The organism is Diaphorobacter sp. JS3051 (genome assembly GCF_015832135.1).
Lineage (GTDB): Bacteria > Pseudomonadota > Gammaproteobacteria > Burkholderiales > Burkholderiaceae_C > Diaphorobacter > Diaphorobacter nitroreducens.
In genome coordinates, this window is the sequence record NZ_CP065406.1 from 3,893,227 (window position 1) to 3,917,034 (window position 23,808).

Sequence of the window (23,808 nt, forward strand, 5' to 3'; positions counted from 1 at the left end):
ATCAGAACGGGAGAAATTATACGCCGGAATGAAGAAAATATCCAGCAAAATCAATGGCTTACGAATAAATCAGGGGCGACTACCTATGACGACAAGGCTGTGCTGGAAGAGTGCGAGCGCGGCGAGGACGTGGCCATGGCCCGCTACAACAAGGCGCTGGAAAACGCACTGCCACCCGCCGTGCGCACCCTGGTCGAGCGCCAGGCCCAGGGCGTGAAGCGCAACCACAACGAAGTGCGCGCGCTGCGCAACCGTTACCAGGCCGCGTCCTGATGGCCTTCAGCGCGGGCGCCTGTCGCCCGCGTCGGCCACCTGTCAGCCCAGCGACACCACGACCGGCGCGTGGTCGCTGGGCTGCGGATTTTTGCGCGGCGCGCGGTCGATGCGGCAGGCCGTCACGGAGGGTCGCAGCGCAGCGCTGACCAGGATGTGGTCGATGCGCAGCCCGCGGTTCTTCTGAAACCCCAGCATGCGGTAGTCCCACCACGAATAGCTCTTCTCGGGCTGATCGAACAGGCGGAAGGCGTCGGTCAGACCCAGCCCCAGCAAGTCCTGGAAGTGCTGGCGCTCCTCTACCGTGTGGTGGATGGTGTCCTTCAAGCCCACGGGATCGAAGGAGTCGCGGTCCTCGGGGGCCACATTGAAGTCGCCCACCAGCACCAGCCGTGGATGCGCGGCCAGCTCGGTGCGCAGCCAGTCGCGCAGCGCCTCCAGCCACAGCAGCTTGTAGCTGAACTTCTCGGTCCCTGGCGCCTGGCCATTCACAAAGTAGCAGTTCACCAGGCGCAGCGGGCCTTCAGGCGTATCCAGCGTAGCGGCGATGACGCGGGCCTGCTCGTCGCCATGGCCCGGGATATTGCGCACCACGTCGCGCAGCGGCGTGCGGCTGAGGATGGCCACGCCGTTATAGGTCTTCTGGCCGAAGCACACCGCGTGGTAGCCCGCTGCTTCGAAGGCGTCGTGCGGGAATTTCTCGTCCACCAGCTTGAGCTCCTGCAGGCCGATGGCGTCCACGGGGTTGGCCTCCAGCCAGGCCAACACCTGCGGCAGGCGCACGGAGAGGGAATTGATGTTCCAGGTGGCGATTTGCATGTTTTTGGCCTCCAGCGCTTTTGCAGCAAGCGCAAGCAGCTATCAAAAATAGAGTGATAAAGGCGGGGCGTCAGCTGCGGCGCTCGAAGGTCACGAAGGCGTAGGGCAGGCCGCCCGCGCCCACATGGCTGCTGCGGGCCGTTTCCACCCATTCCGGTCCCAGGGCCGGCGCGTAGGCATCGCCCTCGTAGTCCTGCGCGATCTCGGTCACCTCGACGCGCGCCGCCAGGGGCAGGGCCTGGGCGTAGATCTGCGCGCCGCCGATGACCCATGCCGTGGTGCTGCCGGACTGCTGGGCCAAGGCGAGTGCCTCAGGCAGGCTGGATGCGCGCTGGGCGCCGCTTTCCTGCCAGTCGGCCTGGCGCGTCACGACGATGTTGGCGCGCCCCGGCAGCGGCCGAAAGCGCGGGGGCAGCGAGTCCCAGGTCTTGCGGCCCATGATCACCGGGTGGCCCTGGGTGAGCGCCTTGAAATGCGCCAGGTCTTCGGGCAAATGCCAGGGCATGGTGCCGTCCTTGCCGATCACGCCGTTGGCGGCGCGCGCGTAGATGAGGGCAGTTTGCATTGCTATTCGAATTGCAAATCGTCGGGCCAGATAAAGTAAGAGCCAAATTTTTTACTGAATTTGTACTCGCCACCTGCATCTTTACCCTTAGCCGTGAGGTGGGGCTTCCCATCTTTGAGTTCTAGATGCCCTGTGCCAATCAGACGTTCAATGAACTGAGCTGTTTTAAGGCCGTGTTTGGCTGCTATTTTGGATGAAGTTAATTTACTTCCCGGTTCTTCCTCTGTAGTTTCTTCGGAATCTTTTGAATTTATCCGCTCTAAAGATATTCTTACCTCTTCGCTGATCCGGATAATGCGTTGAGCCTCTTCGTAGGCGTCGCGATAAAGTTCTGGATCATCGGTGCGATTAAATAAAACTCCCATTTCGTTATTATTGACTTGACTGAATTCATAGAGATTCAGGCTTGTTACAATGCAAAACGATTCGTTTATGTAGCATTTTGCGTGCAAATTTTTACAAAAGCTTGTGCGGATGTAAGTGAGGTCATTTAGCCAGGAAATTTCCTCAGGCTGAAGTTCGCTTTTTCCGTAAACGATTCTTACATCAATTTTAAGCCTGTTTTTGTCTGCTAGAAGCTCCTTGATTCGATCGTTAAGTTTTAAAAAAGGACTGATTAAAACTAGGCGATCTTTCGCATCTTTGATTAGTTCTTCTAGAAAATAATTGGTTGCGCTAGTGTTCAAAAACTTAGCCATTGATATTGCTTGGTATTTAAGTTAAGGATGCCCTGAATAACTCGAATGCGTAAGTGCTACAAGGTCACCGGTTTCAGATAGTGCGATGGATGGCGTTTAGCCTGGGTCTTCGCACCACTTTCCACGCCCTTGCGGGCCATCTGCACCGCCTTTGCGGCCATTTGCCTGATTTCAGGGGCACTCATCCCTGCGCCTCCAGCAATTGATGGCGCACCATCCAAAGATTGGACAGCGCAAACAGCGTCTTGAGCTGCAACGTGTTCTTCTTCAATCCCCGGTAGCGCACCTTGGTGTATCCAAACTGTCGTTTGATCACCCTGAAGGGATGCTCCACCTTGGCACGGATGCTCGCCTTGATCTTCTCCACTTGGTCTATCAGCGCGTCAACGGGGTTGTTCTCTTTGTCCAGCGCTCTGCGTTTGCCTGGGCGCATCGCGATGTGCCAGGTGACGTCCTTCTTTGCATCCGGGCGCTTGTCGATACCTTGGTAGCCCGCATCACCAAACCCGTCTGTCTCCTGCCCGTGCAGCAAGCTGTTGCCCTCTACAACGTCGGCCACGTTACCCGAGGTGCCTATGACGGTATGCACGAGTCCCGAGTCTGCATCCACGCCGATATGGGCCTTCATGCCAAAGTGCCATTCGTTGCCCTTTTGGCTCGAATGCATCTCTGGGTCGCGCTTTCTGTCCTTGTTCTTGGTAGAGCTAGGCGCTGCGATCAGTGTGGCATCGACCGCAGTGCCTGCCTTGAGCAGCAAGCCCTGGGCTGCCAGAAGCTCGTTGACAGTGGCCAGAATCTGCTCGGCCAGCTTGTGTTTCTCCAGCCGATGACGAAACCTCAGGATGGTGCTCTCGTCAGGCACCCTCCCATGGACATCAAGACCTGCAAACTCCCGGTAGATCGGGGTGTCAAAGAAGGCCTCTTCCATCGCCAGATCTGACAGGGTGAACCACTGCTGCATGCAGTGGATGCGCAGCATGGTCTCCAGGGCAAAGGGTGGGCGGCCGTTCTTGCCTTCGGGGTAATAGGGCGCAATGAGTTCGACCAGAGCAGCCCAGGGCACCACCAAATCCATCTGGATCAGCAGTTCTTGCTTGCGGGTCTTTTTGGTGCTCAGTTTCAGGTCAAGGCTGCTTTGCTTCATGGGCGGGGAGGATGCCATGACTTCCTGGCTTCTAGCAGACTGCGTTCGGGGTTTTGCAGGATTTCCTTAATGAAAAGACTGGCTACACCGCCACCGGCGCCTTGATGGCGGGGTGGTGTTCGTAGCCCACCACTTCGAAGTCTTCGTAGGCGTAATCAAAGATGGATGCGGGCCGGCGCTTGATCTGCAGCGTCGGGTAGGCATAGGGCTGGCGCGCCAGTTGGGTCCGCACCTGCTCGAAATGGTTGCTGTAGATATGGCAGTCGCCGCCGGTCCAGATGAAGTCACCCACTTGCAGGTCGCACTGCTGCGCCACCATGTGCGTGAGCAGCGCGTACGACGCGATGTTGAACGGCACGCCCAGGAAGATGTCTGCGCTGCGCTGGTAGAGCTGGCAGCTCAGTTTGCCCGGCTCACCAGCCACCTGGGATGGCGCCACGTAGAACTGGAAGAATGCGTGGCAGGGCATGAGCGCCATCCGGTCCAGCTCGGCCACGTTCCAGGCGCTCACGATGATGCGGCGGCTGTCGGGGTGGGTCTTGAGGGTGTCGATCACCTGCTGGATCTGGTCGATGTGGCCGCCGTCCGGCGTGGGCCAGCTGCGCCACTGCACGCCGTACACGGGGCCCAGGCTGCCGTCGTCGCGCGCCCACTCGTCCCAGATGGTGCAGCCGCGCTCCTGCAGCCAGCGCACGTTGCTGTCGCCGCGCAGGAACCACAGCAGCTCCAGGATGATGCTCTTGAGGTGCACCTTCTTGGTGGTCACCAGCGGAAAGCCCTCGGAGAGGTCAAAGCGCATCTGGTGGCCGAACACGCTCTTGGTGCCCGTGCCCGTGCGGTCGCCCTTGGCCGTGCCATGTTCGAACACATGGCGCATCAGGTCTTCGTATTGGTGGCGGATGGGGCGTGGGGTCATGGTCTTGAATGAAAAGTGGCTCCAGCGCTTGCTAGACAAGCGCCAACAGCTCTCATTTTTGAAGAATGCAGCCCGGGTTCATGAGGCCCTGCGGGTCCAGGGCCTGCTTGATGGCGCGCATCAGCCCCAGGGCCACGGGCGACTTGTACTGCGCCAGCTTGTCGGCCTTGAGCACGCCCACGCCGTGCTCGGCCGAGAACGAGCCGTCGAACTGCGCCACCGCGTCGTACACCAGGGCGTTGACGCGGTCCTCCTGCGTGCGCAGGAACTCCCGCGCATCGCCGCCCGCCGGCGCCTGTACGTTGTAGTGCAGATTGCCGTCGCCCAGGTGGCCGAAGTTGACCAGGCGCACGCCGGGAATCTCGCGCTGCAGCAGCGCATCGGTGTGCTCCACGAACGCGGGGATGCGCGACGCGGCGATCGAAATGTCGTGCTTGATGTTCAGGCCTTCTTCGGCCTGGGCCAGCGGAATGCTCTCGCGGATATGCCACAGCTCATGCGCTTGCGACAGGCTCTCGGCGACCACGGCGTCCAGCACGCAGCCGTCCTCGAAGGCCAGTTCCAGCAGCGCCTCGAAGCGCTGGCGCGCGTGTTCTTCGGATTCGCTGTCGCTGTTTTCCAGCAGCACGTAGTAGGGTGGCGCGCCGTCCAGCCCGGCGAACGGCACGCGCAGCTGCGGCATGTGCTTGATGACCAGCGACAGCGCGAACTGCCCCATCACCTCGAAACCCGTGAGCCCGGCCCCCAGGTGCTGGTGCGACAGGCCCAGCAGGCGCACGGCCGCCCCCATCGACGGCACGGCGGCCCAGGCGGTGAGCTGCGCAGCGGGCTGGGGGAAGAGCTTCATGGTGGCCGCGGTGATGATGCCGAGCGTGCCTTCGCTGCCGATGTACAGGTCGCGCAGGTCGTAGCCGGTGTTGTCCTTGCGCAGGCCCGAGAGGCCGTTCCACACCTCGCCCCGGGGCGTAACCACCTCCAGGCCCAGGCACAGCTCGCGCGTGTTGCCGTAGCGCACCACCTGCGTGCCGCCGGCATTGGTGGACAGGTTGCCGCCGATGGTGCAACTGCCTTCTGCGGCAAGCGACAGCGGAAACAGCAGATCGGCTTTCTCGGCCGTCTCCTGCAGGGCCTGCAATATGCAGCCGGCCTCCACCGTCATGGTGAGGTTGTCGCGGTCGATGGCGCGCACCGCATTCATGCGCGTGAGGCTCAGCACCACCTGCGTGCCGCTGCCGTCGGGCGTGCTGCCCACCGACAGGCCGGTGTTGCCGCCTTGCGGCACGATCGCCGCGCCGGCATCGGCACAGGCGCGCACCACTGCTGCCACCTCGGCCGTGGAGCCCGGGCGCACCACGGCCAGGGACTTGCCATGGGAGCGCTTGCGCCAGTCCTGTTCATAGGCGGCAAGGTCGCCCTCGGTCAGTACATGGGCGGCGCCAACGATCTGGCGCAGGGTGTCGAGCAGGGCAGTGGTCATGGCGGTCAATCCAGTCGATGTCAGGCAAAGGCTCCGTACGCTCAGGCAGGCGCGGCGGCGCGGGCCGCCTTGGCGGCACGCTGGCGCAGCCGCACATGCAGCGCGCAGGCGGTGAACAGCAGCAGGCACAGCACGATCTCCAGGCCCGCCAGCCAGTTGCCGGGCGCCGGGTCGCTCCAGGCGCGCACCACCCCTTCGGTGAAATACAGCCACACCAGCAGGCTGACCCAGCGGTAGGTGTACATGCGCCGCTTGAGCAGCCCGGCCAGCGGCACCGCCAGCGGCAGGGCCTTGATCGCCAGCCACGAGCCGCCCGGGCGCACCGGCGCCAGCCACAGCTCCCAGGCCAGGCACAGCACGATCAGCGCCGCCAGGCTGCCCACGGCCAGCCAGCGCGTGGCCGCCACGTCGGTGGCGATGTGCAGGGCGGGGGCGGGGGGCAGGGTTTCGCGATGCATGGGGCTGGCATCATATCGGTCATGTCGTTGTCCCTACAGTCCATTGCAGTGCGTGCCGAGGAGTGGCTGGTGGAGCTTTCCCACTTCCCCTGGCGCACCACCGCGCAGACGCTGCGCGAGCGCTTTCGCGAGGACCGCCTGGGGCTGACGGCCAGCAGCCTCACCTTCACCACGCTGCTGTCGCTGGTGCCGTTCGTGACGGTGGCGCTGGCCATGTTCACCGTGTTCCCCATGTTTGCCGAGATGCAGCTCGTGCTGCAGCGCTGGCTGGTGGACAGCCTGGTGCCCGACAGCATCTCGCGCCCGGTGCTGGGCTACCTCACGCAGTTCGCCGCCAAGGCGCATGGCCTGGGCGCGGCGGGCTTGTCCATCCTCATGGTGACCGCGCTGGCGCTGATCCTCACCATCGACCGCACGCTCAACAACATCTGGCGCGTGCAGCGCCTGCGCCCGCTGGGCCAGCGCGTGCTGATCTACTGGGCCGCGCTCACGCTTGGTCCGCTGGTGCTGGCGGCCAGCCTGGCGCTGACCACCTCGGTCGCCAGCGCCGCGTCGCGCGGTATCGGCGACACGCTGCCGGGCGGAGCGCGCCTGCTGTTCGATGCGATCGAGTTCTTCGTGCTGGCCGCCGGCATGGCGGCGCTGTACCGCTATGTGCCCAACACCCAGGTGCATTGGCGCCACGCCTGGGCGGGCGGGGTGTTCGTCGCTGTGGGCATCGAGCTGGCCAAGAAAGTGCTGTCGCTGTACCTGGCGTCGGTACCCACCTATTCGGTGCTGTACGGCACGTTCGCCACGCTGCCCATCTTGCTGCTGTGGGTGTACGTGGCCTGGGTCATCGTGCTGCTGGGTGCGGTGGTGGCCGCCTATCTGCCGAGCCTGCTCGCCGGCGTGGCGCGCTGCGCCACGGGCGAGGGCTGGGCCTTCTTGCTGGCCGTGGAGGTGCTGCAGCAGCTGCACCGCGCGCGCCAGCAACCGCCCCACGGGCTGAGCGTGCTGGAGCTGGCCCAGCGGCTGCGCGTGGATGTGCTGCAGGTGGGGTCCGTGCTGCCGGTGCTGGCGGCGCTGGATTGGGTGGTGCGGGTGGACGAGACGGCCGCCGACGGGTCCGACGCAGCCGACGCACGCTACGTGCTGCTGGCCGAGCCAGCCACCACGCACATGGAGCCGCTGGTGCAGCGCCTGCTGCTGGCGCGCACCCCGCCGCTGGAGCGCCTGTGGGCGCACACGGGGCTGGAGGTGCTCACGCTGGCCGACGTGCTGCCGCGCGAATCCGCGCAGCGGCCGCCTGAGATGCTCCTTAAACGATAGCTGTTAGCGCTTGATGGGTAAGCGCTAGAGGCTGTTTTGGCCTAAATCATGCGCGGCCGCCGCGCCGTGCAGTACCGCGCCCTCCAGCGTGGCGGGGTAGGGCCCTGCCACGTAGTCGCCGCAGGCCTGCAGTCCTGGCGCAATCACGCGCGGCGGGCGCGCCAGGGCGGGCGTGCAGGCAAAGGTGGCGCGCTTTTCCACCACCGTCTGCACCGCGCGCAGGCCGGGCAGGGCCAGGTCCTCGGCCGCCTGGGCCAGCACGTCGCGCTCCAGCGCGGTGCGCTCGCCCTCGAAGGCGCTGACCACGAACGCCAGCAGCCCGGCCGGGCCGCCCAGCAGCGCGCGGTCGAAGACGAACTGCGCGGGCCGTTGTGCCCGCGCGCGCAGCGCCAGCATGGGGCGGGGCAGCAGCGGGGTGCGCGCTCCCGGCAGTTCGGCATACACGGTGGCGATGGCGCCAAAGCGCAGTGCCTGCGCACCGGCGGCCCAGGTCTGCAGGGCGGGGCGCTCGGCTGCGGGCACGGCGGCGTCGGCCACCAGGCGGGCGGACTCGGTGCTGCTGGTGGCCAGCAGCACGGCGTCGAACGCGCAGCCGTCCACGCGCCAGCCGGCCTCGTCGCGTGCGAGTGCCTGCACGCGTTGGCCGCGGTGCACCGCGTGGCCGCGCTGCTGCAGCCAGTGCGCCGCGGGCTCGGGGAACAGCGCGCCCAGGTCGGTGCGCGGCAGCAGCAGGTGGGAGCCGCCCCGGCCGGCGAACAGGCTGTCGTGCAGCACGCGCAGGAACACCTGGCCGCAGGAATCTTGCACGGGCGTGTTCAACGCCGACACGCACAGCGGCGCGATGAACTCGTCCACCAGCCGCTGTGGCAGGCCCGCGCACAAGTCCGCCACGCTGGTGCCCGGTGCGCACCGGAACCCCGCCAGCCGCCAGCGTGCGGCGCGCGCCAGCAGGGCCGCACGCTCGCGCAGGCTCCAGCCGCGTGCGCGGGCGATGCCGGCCAGCGCATCCCAGGGCGGCGGGGCATCGGGCAGGGCCAGGCCGCTGCCGTCGGGGAACACCAGCGCCAGGGGTAGGCGCAGCAGGGCGGAGTCGGGCGTGACGCCCACGGCGCGCATCAGGCGCAGGCATTCGGCATAGGCGCCGATGAGGATGTGCTGGCCGTTGTCCAGCACCAGGGGCGAGCCGTCTGCGCGCTGGCCGGCCACGGCGCGCGCGCGCCCGCCCAGGGTGCGGCTGGCCTCGAACACGCTGACCGTGTGGCCCGCCTGGACCGCATGCACGGCCGCGGCCATGCCGGCCCAGCCGGCGCCGACGATGGCAACCTTCACATCATCCCCAGCGCCTGCACCTTCCAGGCCAGCCAGAACTTGCGCAGCGGCGTGAGGCTGGTGCGCTGGTGCAGTACCTGGAAGTTGTCGGCCTCGATCTCGCGCAGCAGCGTGCGGTAGATGCTGGCCATCATCAGGCCGGGCTTCTGCGCGCGCCGATCCACGTCGGGCAGCAGCGCCAGCGCCTGGTCGTAGAAGAGGTGCGCGCGCTCGGCCTGAAAGCGCATCAGCGTGGTGAAGCGCTCGGAGTACTCGCGCTTGGTGATCTCGTGCGCCTTCACATCGAACTGCTGCAGCTCGGAAATGGGCAGGTAGATGCGCCCGCGCATGGCGTCCTCGCCCACGTCGCGGATGATGTTGGTGAGCTGGAACGCCAGGCCCAGCTTGTGCGCGTACTGCGTGGTGCGCTCATCTTGCTGGCCGAAGATGCGCGCCGCCACCTCGCCCACCACGCCGGCCACCAGGTGGCAGTAGCGCGCCAGACCCGCGAAGTCCAGGTAGCGCGTCTGCTCCAGGTCCATCTGGCAGCCCTCGATCACGGCCAGCAGGTGGCGCTGTTCGATGCCGTAGGCGGCCGCATGCGGCATCAGCGCCTGCATCACCGGGTGGCTGGGTTGCCCGGCAAAGGCCTTGGCCACCTCGCCCTGCCACCAGGCCAGCTTGGCCTGGGCCACGCTGGCTTCGGAGACTTCGTCCACCACGTCGTCCACCTCGCGGCAAAAGGCGTAGAAGGCCGTGATGGCCGTACGCCGCTCGCGCGGCAGGAAGAGGAAAGCGTAGTAGAAGCTGCTGCCGGAGGCGGCGGCCTTTTGCTGGACGTACTGTTCAGGACTCATGGGGGCGTGATTCTCCCATGGCCCTGGGCGGGGCTCGCGGGGGAAACATGCGCGGCGCAGGGCCTGAGCGCTGCGCCGCCGCAACGTCACGGGCCAGACGTGGAAATGTCATGCCGCTGTCGTGGCGCCGGCCCACCATGCCTGTTCATGATGCGCGACGATGCCTTCCTGAACGCCTGGAAATCCTCGGCGGCCCGGCCGCCGGACGACCCAGCGGATGATGCATGCGACCCGGCGCGCCCCCCGCTGCGCTACCGCACGCTCTGGATCTCCGACCTGCACCTGGGCACGCCCGGCTGCCAGGCGCAGGCGCTGCTGGACTTTCTCAAGCACACCGAGTGCGAGACGCTGTTCCTGGTGGGTGACATCATCGACGGCTGGCAACTGCGCCGCCAGTGGTACTGGCCGCAGGCGCACAACGACGTGGTGCAGAAGCTGTTGCGCAAGGCCCGCAAGGGCACGCGCGTGATCTTCATCCCCGGCAACCACGACGAGTTTGCGCGCCGTTATGTGCAGCTCAACTTCGGCGGCGTTGCCGTCGCCGAGGACTGGGTGCACGAGACGGCCGACGGCCGCGCACTGTGGGTGATCCATGGCGACCTGTTCGACGGCGTGATCCAGTGCGCCAAGTGGCTGGCCCATGTGGGCGACTCGCTCTACGAATTCACGCTCAAGCTCAACCGGCACCTGAACACCCTGCGCGCGCGCCTGGGGCTGCCGTACTGGTCGCTGTCCAAATATCTCAAGCTCAAGGTCAAGCGCGCCGTGAGCTACGTGGGCGACTTCGAGAACGCGGTGGCGCGCGAAGCGCGCAAGCGCGGCCTGCACGGCGTGGTGTGCGGGCACATCCACCATGCGGAGCTGCGAGACATCGACGGCATCCTGTATGCCAACGATGGCGACTGGGTGGAAAGCCTCAGCGCGCTGGCCGAGCACGCCGATGGGCGCCTGGAGATCCTGCACTGGGCGCAGCACATGCCCGTGCAGCGCAAGAGCGGCGCAGAACTACCGCAACCCATTCCTGTCACTACCGATTGAAGTCCATGGCGCCTGAAGCTGCCCCGTTGGTCGAGCTGATCTATTTCAATGCCGGGGGCGGACACCGCACCTCCGCGCTGGCGCTGGAAGCGGCCATCGCCCGCGCCGGGCTGCCGTGGCAGGTGTGCCGCACCAATCTCTTCGAGGTGCTGGACCCGAACGCGCGCTTTCGCCAGTGGACGGGCATGGAGCCGGAAGACGTCTACAACAAGCGCCTGGCCCGGGGCTGGACGCTGGGGCTGACGCACGAGTTGCGCCTGCTGCAGGGCATGATCCGCTGGAGCCACCAGCGGCTCATGCAGTCGCTGCGCCGGCACTGGGCGGCACGCCGGCCGGCGATGGTGGTGTCGCTGGTGCCCAACTTCAACCGCGCCATGGCCGACGCGCTGGAGCAGGCCCTGCCAGGCGTGCCCTACGTCACGGTGATGACCGATCTGGCCGACTGCCCGCCCAGCTTCTGGATGGAGCCGCAAACCCAGCAGATCGTGGTCTGTGGCTCGCCTTATGCCGTGGACCAGGCGCGCGCTGCGGACTTTCCGCCCCACCGCATCTGGGAAACCTCGGGCATGGTGCTGAGTGCGCAGTTCCATGCGCCGGTGGACCAGGATCGTGCCGCCGAGCGGGCGCGGCTGGGGCTGGACGAGCGCCCCGTGGGGCTGGTGCTGTTTGGCTCCGAGGGTTCCAGGGAGATGGTGACGATAGCCCGCCGCTTGACGGACACCCCGCTGATCCTGGCCTGCGGGCGCAACGCGGCCCTGGCGCAGGCTCTGCGGGTACTGCGCCGCAACGCGCCTACCGTGGTGCTCGAATACACGCGCGAGATGGCGCGCGTCATGCAGCTGGCGGACTTCTTCATCGGCAAGCCGGGCAGCGGCAGCCTGAGCGAGGCGGTGCACATGGGGCTGCCGCCCATCGTCACGCGCAATGCGTGGACCATGCCGCAGGAGCGTTACTGCACGGAATGGGTGGGTGAGCAGGGCCTGGGACTGGTGTTGCCGAGCTTCCGGTCCATCGCATCGGGCGTGCAGGCCCTGCTGGCCGACCTGCCGCGCTACCAGGCCGCGACGCGGCGCATGCACAACCGTGCGGCGGCCGAAGTGCCGCAGGCGCTGGCGCAGATCCTGCGCCATGCGCAGGCCCGCGCCGAATGGGCCGGGCGCTGGGTGGCCTGAGGGTTGCACGCGCGCCGCGCGATGCGGTGATGGGGGCCATTGACCCCCGCGCGCTCGCGCTGCTGCAGCGGGTGGGGCGGCCCTTACATGCGCGCGGCGCGCGCCAGCATGCGGGGCCAGTCGAGCGTGCCCAGCCGCGGCCGCGTGAGCAGGCTGGCGCCATCCAGCGCCTGCACCTTGTCCAGAATGCGCAGACCGCCCTGCACGACCAGGCGCAGCTCCCACCCCACACGGCCGGGCAGCCGGTGTACCAGGGGGCTGCCCTGGAGCATGAGAGCGCGGGCCCAGGCGGCGCAGTCCAGCACCAGTCGGTCGCTGGCGGCGGAGCGGCGCTGCGCCGCGAGGTCCGCGCGCGCCACGCCATGGGCGGCGCAGTCGGCATCGGTGAGGTAATGGCGCCCGCGGGGCAGATCCACGCTCAGGTCCTGCCAGAAGTTGATGAGCTGCAGCGAGCTGCAGATGGCGTCGCTCTCGCGCAGTGCGTCCTGCCCGTGCACGCCGTACAGGTGCAGCAGCAGGCGCCCCACGGGATTGGCCGAGCGGCGGCAGTAGTCCAGCAGCGCGGCGCGGTCGGCGTAGGTGGCGCCGGCCTCGGTCAGGGTGACGTCCTGCATGAAGGCGTCCAGCAGGTCGTCCAGCAGCGGCACGGGCAGCTGGTGGCTGCGCAACACCGCCTGCAGCGGCCCAAACACGGCGGCCCAGCGCGTCTGGGGGGAGTGCCCGGCCGCCACGGATTGAAGCTCGGCGCGGTAGGCACGCAGGTCGGCCAGGCGCTCGGCGGCGGTGGCCGTGCCCTCGTCGGCAATGTCGTCGGCCGTGCGCGCAAACGCGTAGATCGCGGCGATCGGCGGGCGCAGCCGTGGCGGGCAAAGCAGCGAAGCCACGGGAAAGTTCTCGTAGTGCGTGACCGGCGGCGCCTCGGCGGGCGCGGTGCGCGGATCGCGCAGGGGGGCGGGGGACTCGGGATGCTTCACGCGGCCATTGTCGTGCTTGACAAGAGCGAACGGCCTCTCATAGATTACTAACCAGTCAGTCAGTAATTTGGCATGCCGGATGTTTCCATGACCCACCCTGTCGCACAGCGCGCCGCGGGCCTGCCGGGCCCGTCTTCATTGCAACCCCGCCGCGGGGTTTTTTTGTGGCCGCCGCGTGGCGGCGTGGCGGGTGCTGCACTGGTGCTGGCCGTGACTGCCTTGGCGCTGGCGGGATGTTCGCGCCGCGAGCCGGCGCCAGAGCCGGTGCGCGCGGTGAAACTGCTCACCGTCGGCGTGGCGCCCCTGCAGATGCACCTGGAATACGCGGGCGAGGTGCGCGCGCGCGTGGAGTCGCGCCTGGGTTTTCGCGTGGCCGGCAAGATCGTGCAGCGCCAGGCCGAGCTGGGCCAGCGCGTGCAGGCCGGCCAGGTGTTGGCGCAGCTGGATCCGCGCGACTATGAGCTGGCTGCGCAGGCCGCGCGCGCCCAGGTGGCGTCCGCCACCACGCAGCGTGATTTGGCCGCGGCGGATTTCGAGCGCTTTTCCAAGCTGCGCGCGCAGAACTTCATCAGCGGGGCGGAGCTGGACCGCCGCCAGGCTCAGCTGAAGGCCGCGCAGGCTTCGCTGGACCAGGCGCGCGCGCAGCTCGCTTCCCAGGGCAACCAGACCGAGTACACGCGCCTGGTGGCGGATGCGCCGGGGGTGGTGACGTCGGTTGACGCCGAGCCCGGCCAGGTGGTGTCTGCGGGCACGCCGGTGGTGCGCATTGCTCGCGACGGCCCGCGCGACGCGGTGTTCTCGGTGCCGGAGGACAAGGTGGGCCAGTTGCGCGCAGGGCAGGCCGTGCAGGTGCGCGCCTGGTCGGGCGACGCGCTGCTGCAGGGCCGGGTGCGCGAGGTGGCGGCCAGCGCCGATCCGGTGACGCGCACCTTCCTCGTGAAAGTGGCGGTGGAGGGCGCGGACGTGCCGCCGCTGGGCGCCACCGTGTATGTGGCGCCGCAGGTGCTGGCGCGGGGCGGCGTGCAGGCGATCAAGCTGCCCACCAGCGCCCTGCGCCAGGAGGGCGGCCAGACGGTGGTGTGGGTCTATGAGGCCAAGAACGGCAGTGCCACCGGCACCGTGCGCCTGCAGCCGGTGCAGATCGCCACGGCCGACGGCAACGAGGCCGTGATCGCCGCCGGCCTCACCCCCGGCATGCAGGTGGTGGCCACGGGCGTGCATGTGCTGGCCCCGGGGCAGGTGGTGACGGTTTACAAGCCAAAAACGGCTCCAACGCCCGAAGGACAAGCGCTACCAGCTATTAATAATGAAGCGCCAGCGGCCTCCGCTGCCGCTCGCTGAGGAGCCGCCCCATGCAGCAGACGCAGCCCAAGCAGGGCTTTAACCTGTCGCGCTGGGCGCTGGAACATGCCGCGCTCACGCGCTACCTGATGGTGGTGCTGATGGTGCTGGGCATCGCCGCGTACTTTCAGCTGGGGCAGGACGAAGACCCGCCCTTCACCTTCCGCGCCATGGTGGTGCGCACCTACTGGCCCGGCGCCACGGCGCAGCAGGTGGCCGAGCAGGTGACGGACAAGATCGAGCGCACCCTGCAGGAGGTGCCCTACGCCGACAAGATCCGCAGCTACAGCAAGCCGGGCGAGTCGCAGATCATCTTCGAGCTCAAGGACTCGTCCAAGCCGGCGGAGGTGGCCAACATCTGGTACCAGGTGCGCAAAAAGGTGGGTGACATGCGCTACCAGCTGCCGGGCAATATCCAGGGGCCGTTCTTCAACGACGAGTTCGGCGACGTGTACGGCGTGATCTACGCCCTGCAGGGTGAGGGCTTCAGCTATGCCGAGCTGAAGGACTTCGCCGACGACGTGCGCCAGCAGCTGCTGCGCGTGAGGGACGTGGCCAAGGTCGAGCAGTTCGGCGTGCAGGACGAGCGCGTCTGGGTCGAGGTCTCGCAAAAGCGTCTGGCGCAGCTGGGGCTGGACTTCAACGCGGTGTTGCAGCAGCTGGGTGCGCAGAATGCGGTGGAGAGCGCGGGCGCGATCCAGTCGCCGCAGGACGTGGTGCAGGTGCGCGTGGGCGGGCAGTTCACCAGCGTGGAGCAGCTGCGTGACATGCCGATCCGCGGCGGCTCGGGAGCCCAGCTGCGCCTGGGCGACATCGCCGAGGTGCGAAGGGGCTATGTCGATCCGCCGGGGGTGAAGGTGCGCTTCCAGGGGCACGAGGTCATCGGCCTGGGCATCTCCATGGCCAAGGGTGGCGACATCATCCGGCTGGGCAAGGCGCTGCGCGCTGCAGCGGCCGACATCCAGGCGCGGCTGCCGGCCGGCGTGCAATTGCACCAGGTGCAGGATCAGCCAGCGGCCGTGGCCGATTCGGTGGGCGAGTTCATCAAGGTGCTGATCGAGGCCGTGGTGATCGTGCTGGCCGTGAGCTTCATTTCGCTGGGGCTGCACAAGGGCGGGCGTTTTGGCTGGCACGTGGACTACCGGCCGGGGCTGGTGGTGGCGATCACCATCCCGCTGGTGCTGGCCGTGACCTTCCTGGCCATGCACTATTTGGGAATAGGGCTGCACAAGGTGTCGCTGGGGTCGCTCATCATCGCGCTGGGGCTGCTGGTGGACGACGCCATCATTGCCGTGGAGATGATGGTGCGCAAGATGGAGGAGGGCTACGACAAGGTGCGCGCGGCCACGTTTGCGTATGACGTGACGGCCAAGCCCATGCTCACCGGCACGCTCATCACGGCCGCGGGTTTCTTGCCCATCGGCATCGCCAAGTCGGTCACGGGCGAATACACCTTCGCGATCTTCGCGGTGACGGTGATTTCGCTGGTGCTGTCGTGGATCGTGTCGGTCTATTTCGTGCCCTACCTGGGCACGCTGCTGCTGAAGGTGAAGCCGCATGCGCCCGATGCGCCGCCGCCCGAGGTGTTCGACACGCCGTTCTACCACCGCTTCCGCCACATGGTGGACTGGTGCGTGGCGCACCGGTGGATCACCATCGCCGCCACCATCGGCATCTTTGCGCTGGGGCTGGTGGGCATGGGGCGCGTGCAGCAGCAGTTCTTTCCCGACTCAAGCCGGCCGGAAATCATGGTGGACCTGTGGTTCCCCGAGGGCACCTCCTTCGCAGCCAACGAGGCCGTGGTGCGCCGGGTAGAGCAGCGGCTGATGGAGCAGGAAGGCGTGGCCAGCGTGGCCGCGTGGGTGGGTTCGGGCGCCCCGCGTTTTTACCTGCCGCTGGACCAGGTGTTCCCCCAGCCCAACGTATCGCAGTTCATCGTGCTGGCCAAGAGCCTGCCCGAGCGCGAGTCGCTGCGCCTGCGCCTGCCCCGGTTGTTGGCCGAGGAGGTCCCCGAGGCACGCGGCCGCGTGAAGCTGCTGCCCAACGGCCCGCCCGTGCCCTACCCGGTGCAGTTCCGCGTGGTGGGCAGCGACCCGGCCGTGCTGCGCGAGCGCGCCGACGAGGTGAAGGCGCTGATGCGCGGCAACGCCAACCTGATCGGCGTGAACGACAACTGGAACGAGTCGGTCAAGGTGGTTCGCCTGGAGGTGGACCAGGACAAGGCGCGCGCGCTGGGAGTGACCAGCCAGTCCATCGCCCAGGCTTCGCGCATCATGTTCAGCGGCTCCACGGTGGGGCAGTACCGCGAGGGCGACAAGCTCATCGAGATCGTGCTGCGCCAGGCGCAGGACGAGCGCGAGGCGATCTCCGACATCGGCAACGCCTACCTGCCCACGGCTTCGGGCCGCTCCATTCCGCTCACGCAGATCGCCAGGCCCGTGTTCACCTGGGAGCCGGGGGTGATGTGGCGCTGGAACCGCAACTACGCCATCACCGTGCAGGGCGACCTGGTGGAGGGGCTGCAGGGCGCCACCGTCACGGCGCAACTGCTGCCCGAGCTGCGCGCGCTGGAGGCCCGCTGGCAGGCGGCCGGTGAGAACGGCGTGCGCATCGAGGTCGCGGGTGCGGTGGAAGAGAGCAGCAAGGGCTCGGCCTCCATCGTGGCGGGCGTGCCCGTCATGCTGTTCATCGTGTTCACGCTGCTGATGCTGCAGCTGCACAGCTTCAGCCGCTCCGTGCTGGTGTTCCTCACCGGCCCGTTGGGGATTGCGGGAGTGGCGGCGGCGCTGCTGCTGCTGAACCGGCCCTTCGGCTTTGTGGCGCTGTTGGGGGTTATCGCTCTCATGGGCATGATCCAGCGCAATTCGGTGATCCTGATCGACCAGATCGAGCTCAACCGTGCGGCCGGCGTGCCCGCGTGGGACGCGATCGTGGCGGCGGCCGTGTGGCGCCTGCGGCCCATCGTGCTGACGGCGGCGGCGGCGGTGCTCGCCATGATCCCGCTGTCGCGCAGCGTGTTCTGGGGGCCTATGGCCGTGGCCATCATGGGTGGACTGGTCGTGGCCACGGTGCTCACGCTGCTGGCACTGCCCGCGATGTACGCCGCGTGGTTTCGTGTGCGGCGGCCCGATCCCGGAGCGCCGATAACCGATTCCATTTAAAGGCGGGCCGCAACAGGGTAAAATCTGCCGTTTGACCTATTTCACCGGGGTGGCCTGCTGTGCCTGCCATCCGGGTGGCTTTCAGAACTGCGCGGGTGGCGAAATTGGTAGACGCACCAGGTTTAGGTCCTGACGCCAGCAATGGTGTGGGGGTTCGAGTCCCCCCCCGCGCACCAACGTGAGACTTTGGCGGAACGTGGTGCAGGCTTGCACTGCAAGTCGGCACGGTCCACATCCAGACACTAGGAACAACCATGGCCGTAACTGTTGAAACCCTTGAAAAGCTTGAGCGCAAGATCACGCTGAGCTTGCCCCTGACCACGATCCAGACCGAAGTGGACGCGCGCCTCAAGCGCCTGGCCCGTACGGTGAAGATGGATGGTTTCCGTCCCGGCAAGGTCCCTATGAGCGTAGTGGCTCAGCGTTACGGCTATTCGGTGCAATACGAAGTGCTGAACGACAAGGTGGGCGAGGCGTTTGCACAGGCCGCCAATGAAGCCAACCTGCGCGTGGCAGGCCAGCCCCGCATCACGGAGAAGGACGGCGCGCCTGAAGGCGAAGTGACTTTCGAGGCCGTGTTCGAGGTGTTCCCCGAGGTCAAGATCGGCGATCTGTCCACCGCGGAAGTCGAGAAGCTCTCCGCCGAAGTGACCGACAGCGCCATCGACAAGACCTTGGACATCCTGCGCAAGCAGCGCCGTACCTTTGCACAGCGTGCCCTGGCCGCTGCTGCAGAAGACGGCGATCGCGTGACGGTGGATTTCGAGGGCAAGATCGACGGCGAGCCCTTCCAGGGCGGCAAGGCCGAGGACTTCCAGTTCCTGGTGGGCGAGGGCCAGATGCTCAAGGAATTCGAAGACGCAGTGCGCGGCATGAAGTCGGGCGAGAGCAAGACCTTCCCCCTGGCCTTCCCCGAGGACTACCACGGCAAGGACGTGGCTGGCAAGACGGCTGACTTCATGGTGACCGTCAAGAAGATCGAAGCGGCCCACCTGCCCGAGGTGAATGAGCAACTGGCCAAGTCGCTCGGCATTGCCGACGGCACGGTGGAAGGCTTGCGCGCCGACATCAAGAAGAACCTGGAGCGCGAAGTCAAATTCCGCCTGCTGGCCCGCAACAAGCAAGCCGTGATGGACGCTCTGGTGTCCAAAGCGGAACTGGATCTGCCCAAAGCCAGCGTGCAGGCTGAAATTGCCCGCCTGCTGGAGGCTGCACGCGCTGACCTCAAGCAGCGCGGCATCAAGGACGCCGACAAGGCCGAAATCCCCGAGGACGTGTTCCGCCCTCAGGCCGAGCGCCGCGTGCGCCTGGGCCTGGTGGTCGCCGAACTCGTGCGTGCCAATAACCTGCAGGCCAAGCCGGAGCAGTTGAAGGCCCACGTGGACGAGCTGGCTGCCAGCTACGAGAAGCCTGAGGACGTGGTGCGCTGGTACTTCAGCGACCGCAATCGCCTGGCTGAGGTGGAAGCCGTGGTCATCGAGAACAATGTGACCGACTTCGTGCTGGGCCAGGCCAAGGTGAACGACAAGGCCGTGTCCTTCGATGAACTGATGGGCCAGGCCTGAGTAGCTGGCCCTTGCCCCGGGCTTTGACCCAGGGGTGAGGACGAAACCCGGCGGGGCTTGTGCTTTGCGGCACAAGCCCCAATTCATTTTCTGGGTACAGTATCCGCCTGACTGGAGAAACGTATGAGCGCATTGGAAACGCAAGCCCTGGGCATGATCCCCATGGTCATTGAGCAGTCCGGCCGCGGCGAGCGGTCCTACGACATTTATTCGCGCCTGTTGAAGGAGCGCGTGATCTTCCTGGTGGGTGAGGTCAATGACCAGACTGCCAACCTGGTGGTTGCGCAGCTGCTGTTCCTTGAGAGCGAGAACCCGGACAAGGATATTTCGTTCTACATCAACTCCCCGGGTGGCAGCGTGACGGCGGGCATGGCCATCTATGACACCATGCAGTTCATCAAGCCGGATGTGTCCACGCTGTGCTGCGGCTTTGCGGCGAGCATGGGGGCTTTCCTGCTGGCTGCAGGGGCCAAGGGCAAGCGCTATTCGCTGCCCAACTCCAAAATCATGATCCACCAGGTGCTGGGCGGTGCCCGCGGACAGGCGACGGATATCGAGATCCACGCCCGCGACATTCTGCGTACCAAGGATCAGATGAACCGCATCCTGGCGGAGCGCACGGGACAGCCCATCGAGAAGGTGAAGGCGGATACCGAGCGGGACTATTTCATGACCGCGGACGAAGCCAAGGATTACGGCATCGTGGACCAGGTCATTGCCAAGCGCCCCTGAGTTTTGGCCGGCGCGCGCGGCGTTTCCCCCTGTGGGAAACGCCGTTTTTATTTCGTTATCATCTTGACAACATCCCCAGTCATAAGGCATTGCCCCCATGGCCGAGAAAAAAGGCTCCTCCAGCGAAAAAACCCTTTACTGCTCTTTTTGCGGTAAAAGCCAGCATGAAGTAAAGAAGCTGATCGCCGGTCCGTCGGTCTTTATCTGCGACGAGTGCATTGACCTGTGCAACGAGATCATCCGTGATGAGCTGCCCACCGGCGATGCCGGACGCGAAGGCCGCGGAGATCTGCCTACGCCTGCGGAAATCAAGACCAACCTTGATCATTACGTGATTGGCCAGGAAAAGGCCAAACGTACGCTGGCCGTCGCCGTGTACAACCACTACAAGCGCCTGCGCCACAAGGACAAGGCCGGTAAGGACGAGGTGGAACTGTCCAAGAGCAACATCCTGTTGATCGGCCCTACGGGGTCGGGCAAGACGTTGCTTGCGCAGACCTTGGCGCGGCAGCTCGATGTGCCTTTCGTGATGGCTGACGCCACCACGCTGACGGAAGCCGGCTATGTTGGAGAGGACGTGGAGAACATCGTCCAGAAACTCCTGCAAAGCTGCAACTACGATGTGGAACGTGCCCAGCGAGGCATTGTCTACATCGACGAAATCGACAAAATTTCGCGCAAATCCGACAACCCCAGTATTACGCGGGATGTCTCAGGTGAAGGTGTGCAGCAAGCGCTGCTCAAGCTCATCGAGGGGACCATGGCGAGCGTGCCTCCACAAGGTGGACGCAAGCATCCCAATCAGGATTTTCTGCAGATCGATACCACCAACATTCTGTTCATTTGTGGTGGTGCGTTTGCTGGGCTGGAAAAGGTCATTGAGAACCGTACTGAAGCTTCCGGTATTGGCTTTGGCGCGGCAGTGCGTAGCAAGAAGCAGCGTTCTTTGACCGAGGTGTTTCAGGATATCGAGCCTGAGGACCTCATCAAATTCGGCCTGATTCCAGAGTTGGTGGGTCGCATGCCCGTGGTCACAGCCCTGGCCGAACTGAGCGAGGACGCGCTGGTGCAAATCCTCACCGAGCCCAAAAACGCCTTGGTCAAGCAGTACAGCAAGTTGCTGGCGATGGAAGGCGTTGAGCTGGAAATTCGTCCCGCTGCGTTGAAGTCCATCGCGCGAAAAGCCATCGCACGCAAGACGGGTGCCCGCGGCTTGCGCTCCATTCTTGAGCAAGCGTTAATTGGCACCATGTTTGACTTGCCCAACGTCTCCAACGTGGAAAAGGTGGTGGTGGACGAGGCCACCATCGAAGAGAACAAGGCCCCTTTGCTGGTTTATCGCGAGGCCGCCAAGACCGCCTGAAAGCCGTGTGTCGCCGGGAGTCGCGCGCGTTAGTGATGCGCCCGGCGAGCCATGTTGCTAACACCTGGGTGCAGATGCTGCCGGGTTGAAAAATGTGGTCCATGGACCATATTCCATGGAACTACTAGAGGATTGCCCCATGTCCGGACACACACCCCTGCCCGATACGCCCCTGGATCTACCACTGTTGCCTTTGCGCGATGTGGTGGTCTTTCCTCACATGGTGATTCCCCTGTTTGTGGGGCGTCCCAAGAGCATCAAGGCGCTGGAAGCCGCCATGGATGCCGATCGACGAATCATGCTGGTTGCGCAAAAAGCAGCCGCCAAGGATGAACCGCAGGTTTCGGATATGTTCGAAGTCGGTTGCATATCCACCATCCTGCAGATGCTGAAGCTTCCCGATGGCACGGTGAAGGTGCTGGTGGAGGGGCAGCAGCGCGCCCACGTTCGCATGGTGCATGAATCGGACGTTCACTTCACGGCGACGGTTGAGCCCATGCAGGCATCCGCTGAGGACGCCGCTTCGAGTGAAATTGAAGCGCTACGCCGGGCGGTAATGCAGCAGTTTGATCAGTACGTCAAACTGAACAAGAAGATTCCCCCTGAGATTCTGACTTCCATTTCGGCCATCGACGATCCGGGGCGGCTGGCTGACACCATTGCCGCGCACTTGCCGCTCAAGCTGGAGAACAAGCAGGTTGTTCTCGACTTGGCAGGCGTCAAGCAGCGTCTGGAGAATCTGTTCGAGCAGTTGGACCGCGAAGTGGATATCCTCAATGTGGATAAGCGCATTCGCGGTCGCGTGAAGCGCCAGATGGAGAAAAACCAGCGGGACTTCTATCTCAACGAACAGGTCAAGGCGATCCAGAAGGAACTGGGCGAAGGCGAAGAAGGCGCGGATCTTGAGGAGATCGAGAAAAAGATCAAGGCCGCGCGCATGCCGGTCGAAGCGCGCAAGAAGGCGGAAGGCGAGCTGAAAAAGCTCAAGCTCATGTCTCCTATGTCTGCCGAAGCCACTGTGGTTCGCAACTACATTGATGTGCTCACGGGACTGCCCTGGAGCAAGAAGTCCAAGGTCAAGCACGATCTTGCCCATGCAGAGGCTGTGTTAAACGAGGACCACTATGGCCTGGAAAAGGTGAAAGACCGGATCCTGGAATATCTCGCCGTGCAGCAGCGGGTGGACAAGGTGAAGGCGCCCATCCTGTGCTTGGTCGGCCCACCGGGTGTGGGCAAGACTTCGCTCGGTCAGTCCATTGCAAAGGCAACGGGGCGCAAATACGTGCGTATGGCGCTGGGGGGGATGCGTGACGAAGCAGAGATCCGGGGTCACCGTCGTACCTACATTGGGGCGATGCCAGGCAAGGTGTTGCAGAGCCTGGGCAAGGTGGGGGCGCGCAATCCGTTGTTCCTGCTCGATGAAATTGACAAACTAGGCATGGACTTTCGAGGTGACCCCTCGAGCGCGTTATTGGAAGTCCTCGATCCTGAGCAGAACCACAAGTTCGGCGACCACTATGTAGAGGTCGACTTCGACCTTTCCGATGTCATGTTTGTCGCGACTTCGAACTCGATGAACATCCCGCCGGCGCTACTTGATCGCATGGAGGTGATACGTCTTTCCGGATATACCGAGGACGAAAAAACCAACATTGCCATCAAATATTTGCTCCCCAAGCAGATGCAAAACAACGGCGTGAAAGATGCCGAGTTGCAGGTCACGGAATCCGCCGTACGAGACATCGTGCGCTACTACACGCGTGAAGCGGGCGTCCGTTCCCTAGAGCGCGAACTCTCCAAAATCTGCCGAAAAGTGGTCAAGGCAATCCAGCTCAAGAAGCTGACGGCCCCCGTGGAGGTGTCGGCGGACAACTTGCCTGAATACTTGGGAGTGCGCAAGTACACCTACGGTCGCGCGGAACAGCAGAACCAAGTGGGACAAGTGGTTGGCCTGGCATGGACCGAAGTCGGCGGGGATCTGCTCACGATCGAGGTCGCGACCATGCCCGGCAAAGGCAACATCCTTCGCACAGGATCGCTGGGCGATGTCATGAAGGAGTCGGTCGAAGCGGCCCGCACGGTAGTGCGTAGCCGTGCGCGCTTACTTGGTATTCGCGATGAGGCGTTCGAGAAGCGAGATCTTCATATCCACGTGCCCGATGGTGCGACCCCTAAAGATGGTCCTAGCGCCGGCATTGCGATGACGACGGCGATCGTTTCTGCGCTGACCGGAATACCGGTCCGCGCAGATGTTGCGATGACGGGGGAGATCACATTGCGCGGAGAGGTCACAGCAATTGGTGGGCTCAAGGAGAAACTTTTGGCGGCATTGCGTGGAGGGATCAAGACGGTGTTGATTCCTGAAGAAAACGTAAAAGACCTCCAGGAAATTCCAGACAACGTCAAGATGGGGCTGGAGATCATTGCTGTGAAGTGGATCGACAAGGTGCTGGAGATAGCACTCGAGCGCAAGCCTGTTGCATTGGCAGAGGACGACGGTGCCCAAACCGTGACGGTGCCTGCACCCGCCGATGTGTCACGGGGCTCCGTGAAACATTGATGGAAAAAACTTTGCACTATTCTTGGAGCCCGCGAAAAGTACTCTATAATTTCACTTGTCGACGCTAAACATGCTA

At 64.9% G+C, this 23,808-nt stretch carries 20 protein-coding genes, 1 tRNA gene and 1 pseudogene; 11 read left to right on the forward strand and 11 right to left on the reverse strand.

The genetic code is table 11. The features are described from left to right. Positions 1-54: 54 nt before the first annotated feature. Positions 55-273, forward strand: a pseudogene (locus I3K84_RS18520) (PA2169 family four-helix-bundle protein); the annotation flags it as partial. Positions 274-315: 42 nt separating this feature from the next. On the opposite strand, the gene xth reads toward I3K84_RS18520, so the two are convergent. From xth to I3K84_RS18555, 8 genes are all read right to left on the reverse strand, one after another. Then, the gene (gene xth, locus I3K84_RS18525) at positions 316-1,092 is read right to left on the reverse strand and encodes an exodeoxyribonuclease III (RefSeq protein ID WP_011804626.1); all 777 of its coding nucleotides are present in this window, start codon (positions 1,090-1,092) and stop codon (positions 316-318) included. A 70-nt stretch (positions 1,093-1,162) separates the two neighbouring features. Then, the gene (locus I3K84_RS18530; RefSeq protein WP_196995148.1) at positions 1,163-1,657 is read right to left on the reverse strand and encodes a dihydrofolate reductase; all 495 of its coding nucleotides are present in this window, start codon (positions 1,655-1,657) and stop codon (positions 1,163-1,165) included. A gap of 2 nt (positions 1,658-1,659) precedes the next feature. Beyond that, entirely contained in the window at positions 1,660-2,355 is a 696-nt protein-coding gene (locus I3K84_RS18535; RefSeq protein ID WP_011804628.1) for a phospholipase D family protein, read from the reverse strand. Between the two features lie 56 nt (positions 2,356-2,411). Then, complete coding sequence (locus I3K84_RS22470) at positions 2,412-2,540, reverse strand: hypothetical protein (protein WP_255352815.1); 129 nt, start codon at positions 2,538-2,540, stop codon at positions 2,412-2,414. After that, complete coding sequence (locus tag I3K84_RS18540) at positions 2,537-3,499, reverse strand: IS5 family transposase (protein WP_196995149.1); 963 nt, start codon at positions 3,497-3,499, stop codon at positions 2,537-2,539. Before I3K84_RS18540 ends, I3K84_RS22470 begins: the two co-directional genes overlap by 4 nt. A gap of 82 nt (positions 3,500-3,581) precedes the next feature. After that, positions 3,582-4,415, reverse strand: coding sequence for a thymidylate synthase (locus tag I3K84_RS18545; protein ID WP_011804629.1), 834 nt, complete (start codon positions 4,413-4,415; stop codon positions 3,582-3,584). Positions 4,416-4,467: 52 nt separating this feature from the next. Continuing rightward, a complete protein-coding gene (locus I3K84_RS18550) occupies positions 4,468-5,892 on the reverse strand; it encodes an FAD-binding oxidoreductase (RefSeq protein WP_196995150.1) in 1,425 nt (474 codons plus the stop codon). A gap of 41 nt (positions 5,893-5,933) precedes the next feature. After that, complete coding sequence (locus I3K84_RS18555; RefSeq protein ID WP_123676570.1) at positions 5,934-6,350, reverse strand: DUF2069 domain-containing protein; 417 nt, start codon at positions 6,348-6,350, stop codon at positions 5,934-5,936. Between the two features lie 21 nt (positions 6,351-6,371). On the opposite strand from I3K84_RS18555, the gene I3K84_RS18560 reads away from it, so the two are divergent. Then, entirely contained in the window at positions 6,372-7,661 is a 1,290-nt protein-coding gene (locus tag I3K84_RS18560) for a YihY family inner membrane protein (RefSeq protein WP_011804632.1), read from the forward strand. 24 nt (positions 7,662-7,685) lie between these two features. Here the strand turns inward: I3K84_RS18560 and hpnE are convergent, their stop codons facing one another. Together hpnE and hpnD are read right to left on the reverse strand one after the other, a co-directional pair. Further along, entirely contained in the window at positions 7,686-8,990 is a 1,305-nt protein-coding gene (hpnE, locus tag I3K84_RS18565) for a hydroxysqualene dehydroxylase HpnE (RefSeq protein ID WP_196995151.1), read from the reverse strand. After that, complete coding sequence (hpnD, locus tag I3K84_RS18570; protein ID WP_011804634.1) at positions 8,987-9,826, reverse strand: presqualene diphosphate synthase HpnD; 840 nt, start codon at positions 9,824-9,826, stop codon at positions 8,987-8,989. The genes hpnE and hpnD overlap by 4 nt, the downstream gene beginning before the upstream one ends. Before the next feature lie 147 nt (positions 9,827-9,973). Between hpnD and I3K84_RS18575 the strand changes: the two genes are divergently transcribed. Further along, positions 9,974-10,864, forward strand: coding sequence for a UDP-2,3-diacylglucosamine diphosphatase (locus I3K84_RS18575; RefSeq protein WP_011804635.1), 891 nt, complete (start codon positions 9,974-9,976; stop codon positions 10,862-10,864). A 5-nt stretch (positions 10,865-10,869) separates the two neighbouring features. Beyond that, positions 10,870-12,036: a glycosyltransferase gene (locus I3K84_RS18580; RefSeq protein ID WP_196995152.1), complete on the forward strand. Its 1,167-nt coding sequence runs from the start codon at positions 10,870-10,872 to the stop codon at positions 12,034-12,036. 83 nt (positions 12,037-12,119) lie between these two features. Here I3K84_RS18580 and hpnC read toward each other — a convergent pair whose 3' ends face one another. Beyond that, entirely contained in the window at positions 12,120-13,010 is an 891-nt protein-coding gene (hpnC, locus tag I3K84_RS18585) for a squalene synthase HpnC (RefSeq protein WP_196995153.1), read from the reverse strand. 87 nt (positions 13,011-13,097) lie between these two features. Here hpnC and I3K84_RS18590 point away from each other — a divergent pair, with 87 nt between their 5' ends. The 7 genes from I3K84_RS18590 (at position 13,098) to lon (ending at position 23,732) form a co-directional block, all read left to right on the forward strand. Next, complete coding sequence (locus I3K84_RS18590) at positions 13,098-14,351, forward strand: efflux RND transporter periplasmic adaptor subunit (RefSeq protein ID WP_196995154.1); 1,254 nt, start codon at positions 13,098-13,100, stop codon at positions 14,349-14,351. Between the two features lie 11 nt (positions 14,352-14,362). Further along, positions 14,363-17,512, forward strand: a complete 3,150-nt coding sequence (locus I3K84_RS18595) for an efflux RND transporter permease subunit (RefSeq protein WP_196995155.1) — start codon at positions 14,363-14,365, stop codon at positions 17,510-17,512. An 89-nt stretch (positions 17,513-17,601) separates the two neighbouring features. Further along, positions 17,602-17,688, forward strand: a tRNA-Leu gene (locus I3K84_RS18600). Between the two features lie 78 nt (positions 17,689-17,766). Next, positions 17,767-19,077 carry a trigger factor gene (gene tig / locus I3K84_RS18605; RefSeq protein ID WP_047351258.1) on the forward strand — a complete coding sequence of 437 codons (1,311 nt, stop codon included), beginning with the start codon at positions 17,767-17,769 and terminating at the stop codon, positions 19,075-19,077. Between the two features lie 123 nt (positions 19,078-19,200). Then, on the forward strand, positions 19,201-19,809 hold the full coding sequence (gene clpP / locus I3K84_RS18610; RefSeq protein WP_015912823.1) for an ATP-dependent Clp endopeptidase proteolytic subunit ClpP: 609 nt from the start codon (positions 19,201-19,203) through the stop codon (positions 19,807-19,809). Positions 19,810-19,906: 97 nt separating this feature from the next. Continuing rightward, positions 19,907-21,172, forward strand: a complete 1,266-nt coding sequence (gene clpX, locus I3K84_RS18615) for an ATP-dependent Clp protease ATP-binding subunit ClpX (RefSeq protein ID WP_011804642.1) — start codon at positions 19,907-19,909, stop codon at positions 21,170-21,172. Between the two features lie 139 nt (positions 21,173-21,311). Then, positions 21,312-23,732 (forward strand): endopeptidase La, encoded by a 2,421-nt coding sequence (gene lon / locus I3K84_RS18620; protein ID WP_172206602.1) that lies wholly within the window; start codon positions 21,312-21,314, stop codon positions 23,730-23,732. The last annotated feature ends 76 nt before the right edge of the window (positions 23,733-23,808 follow it).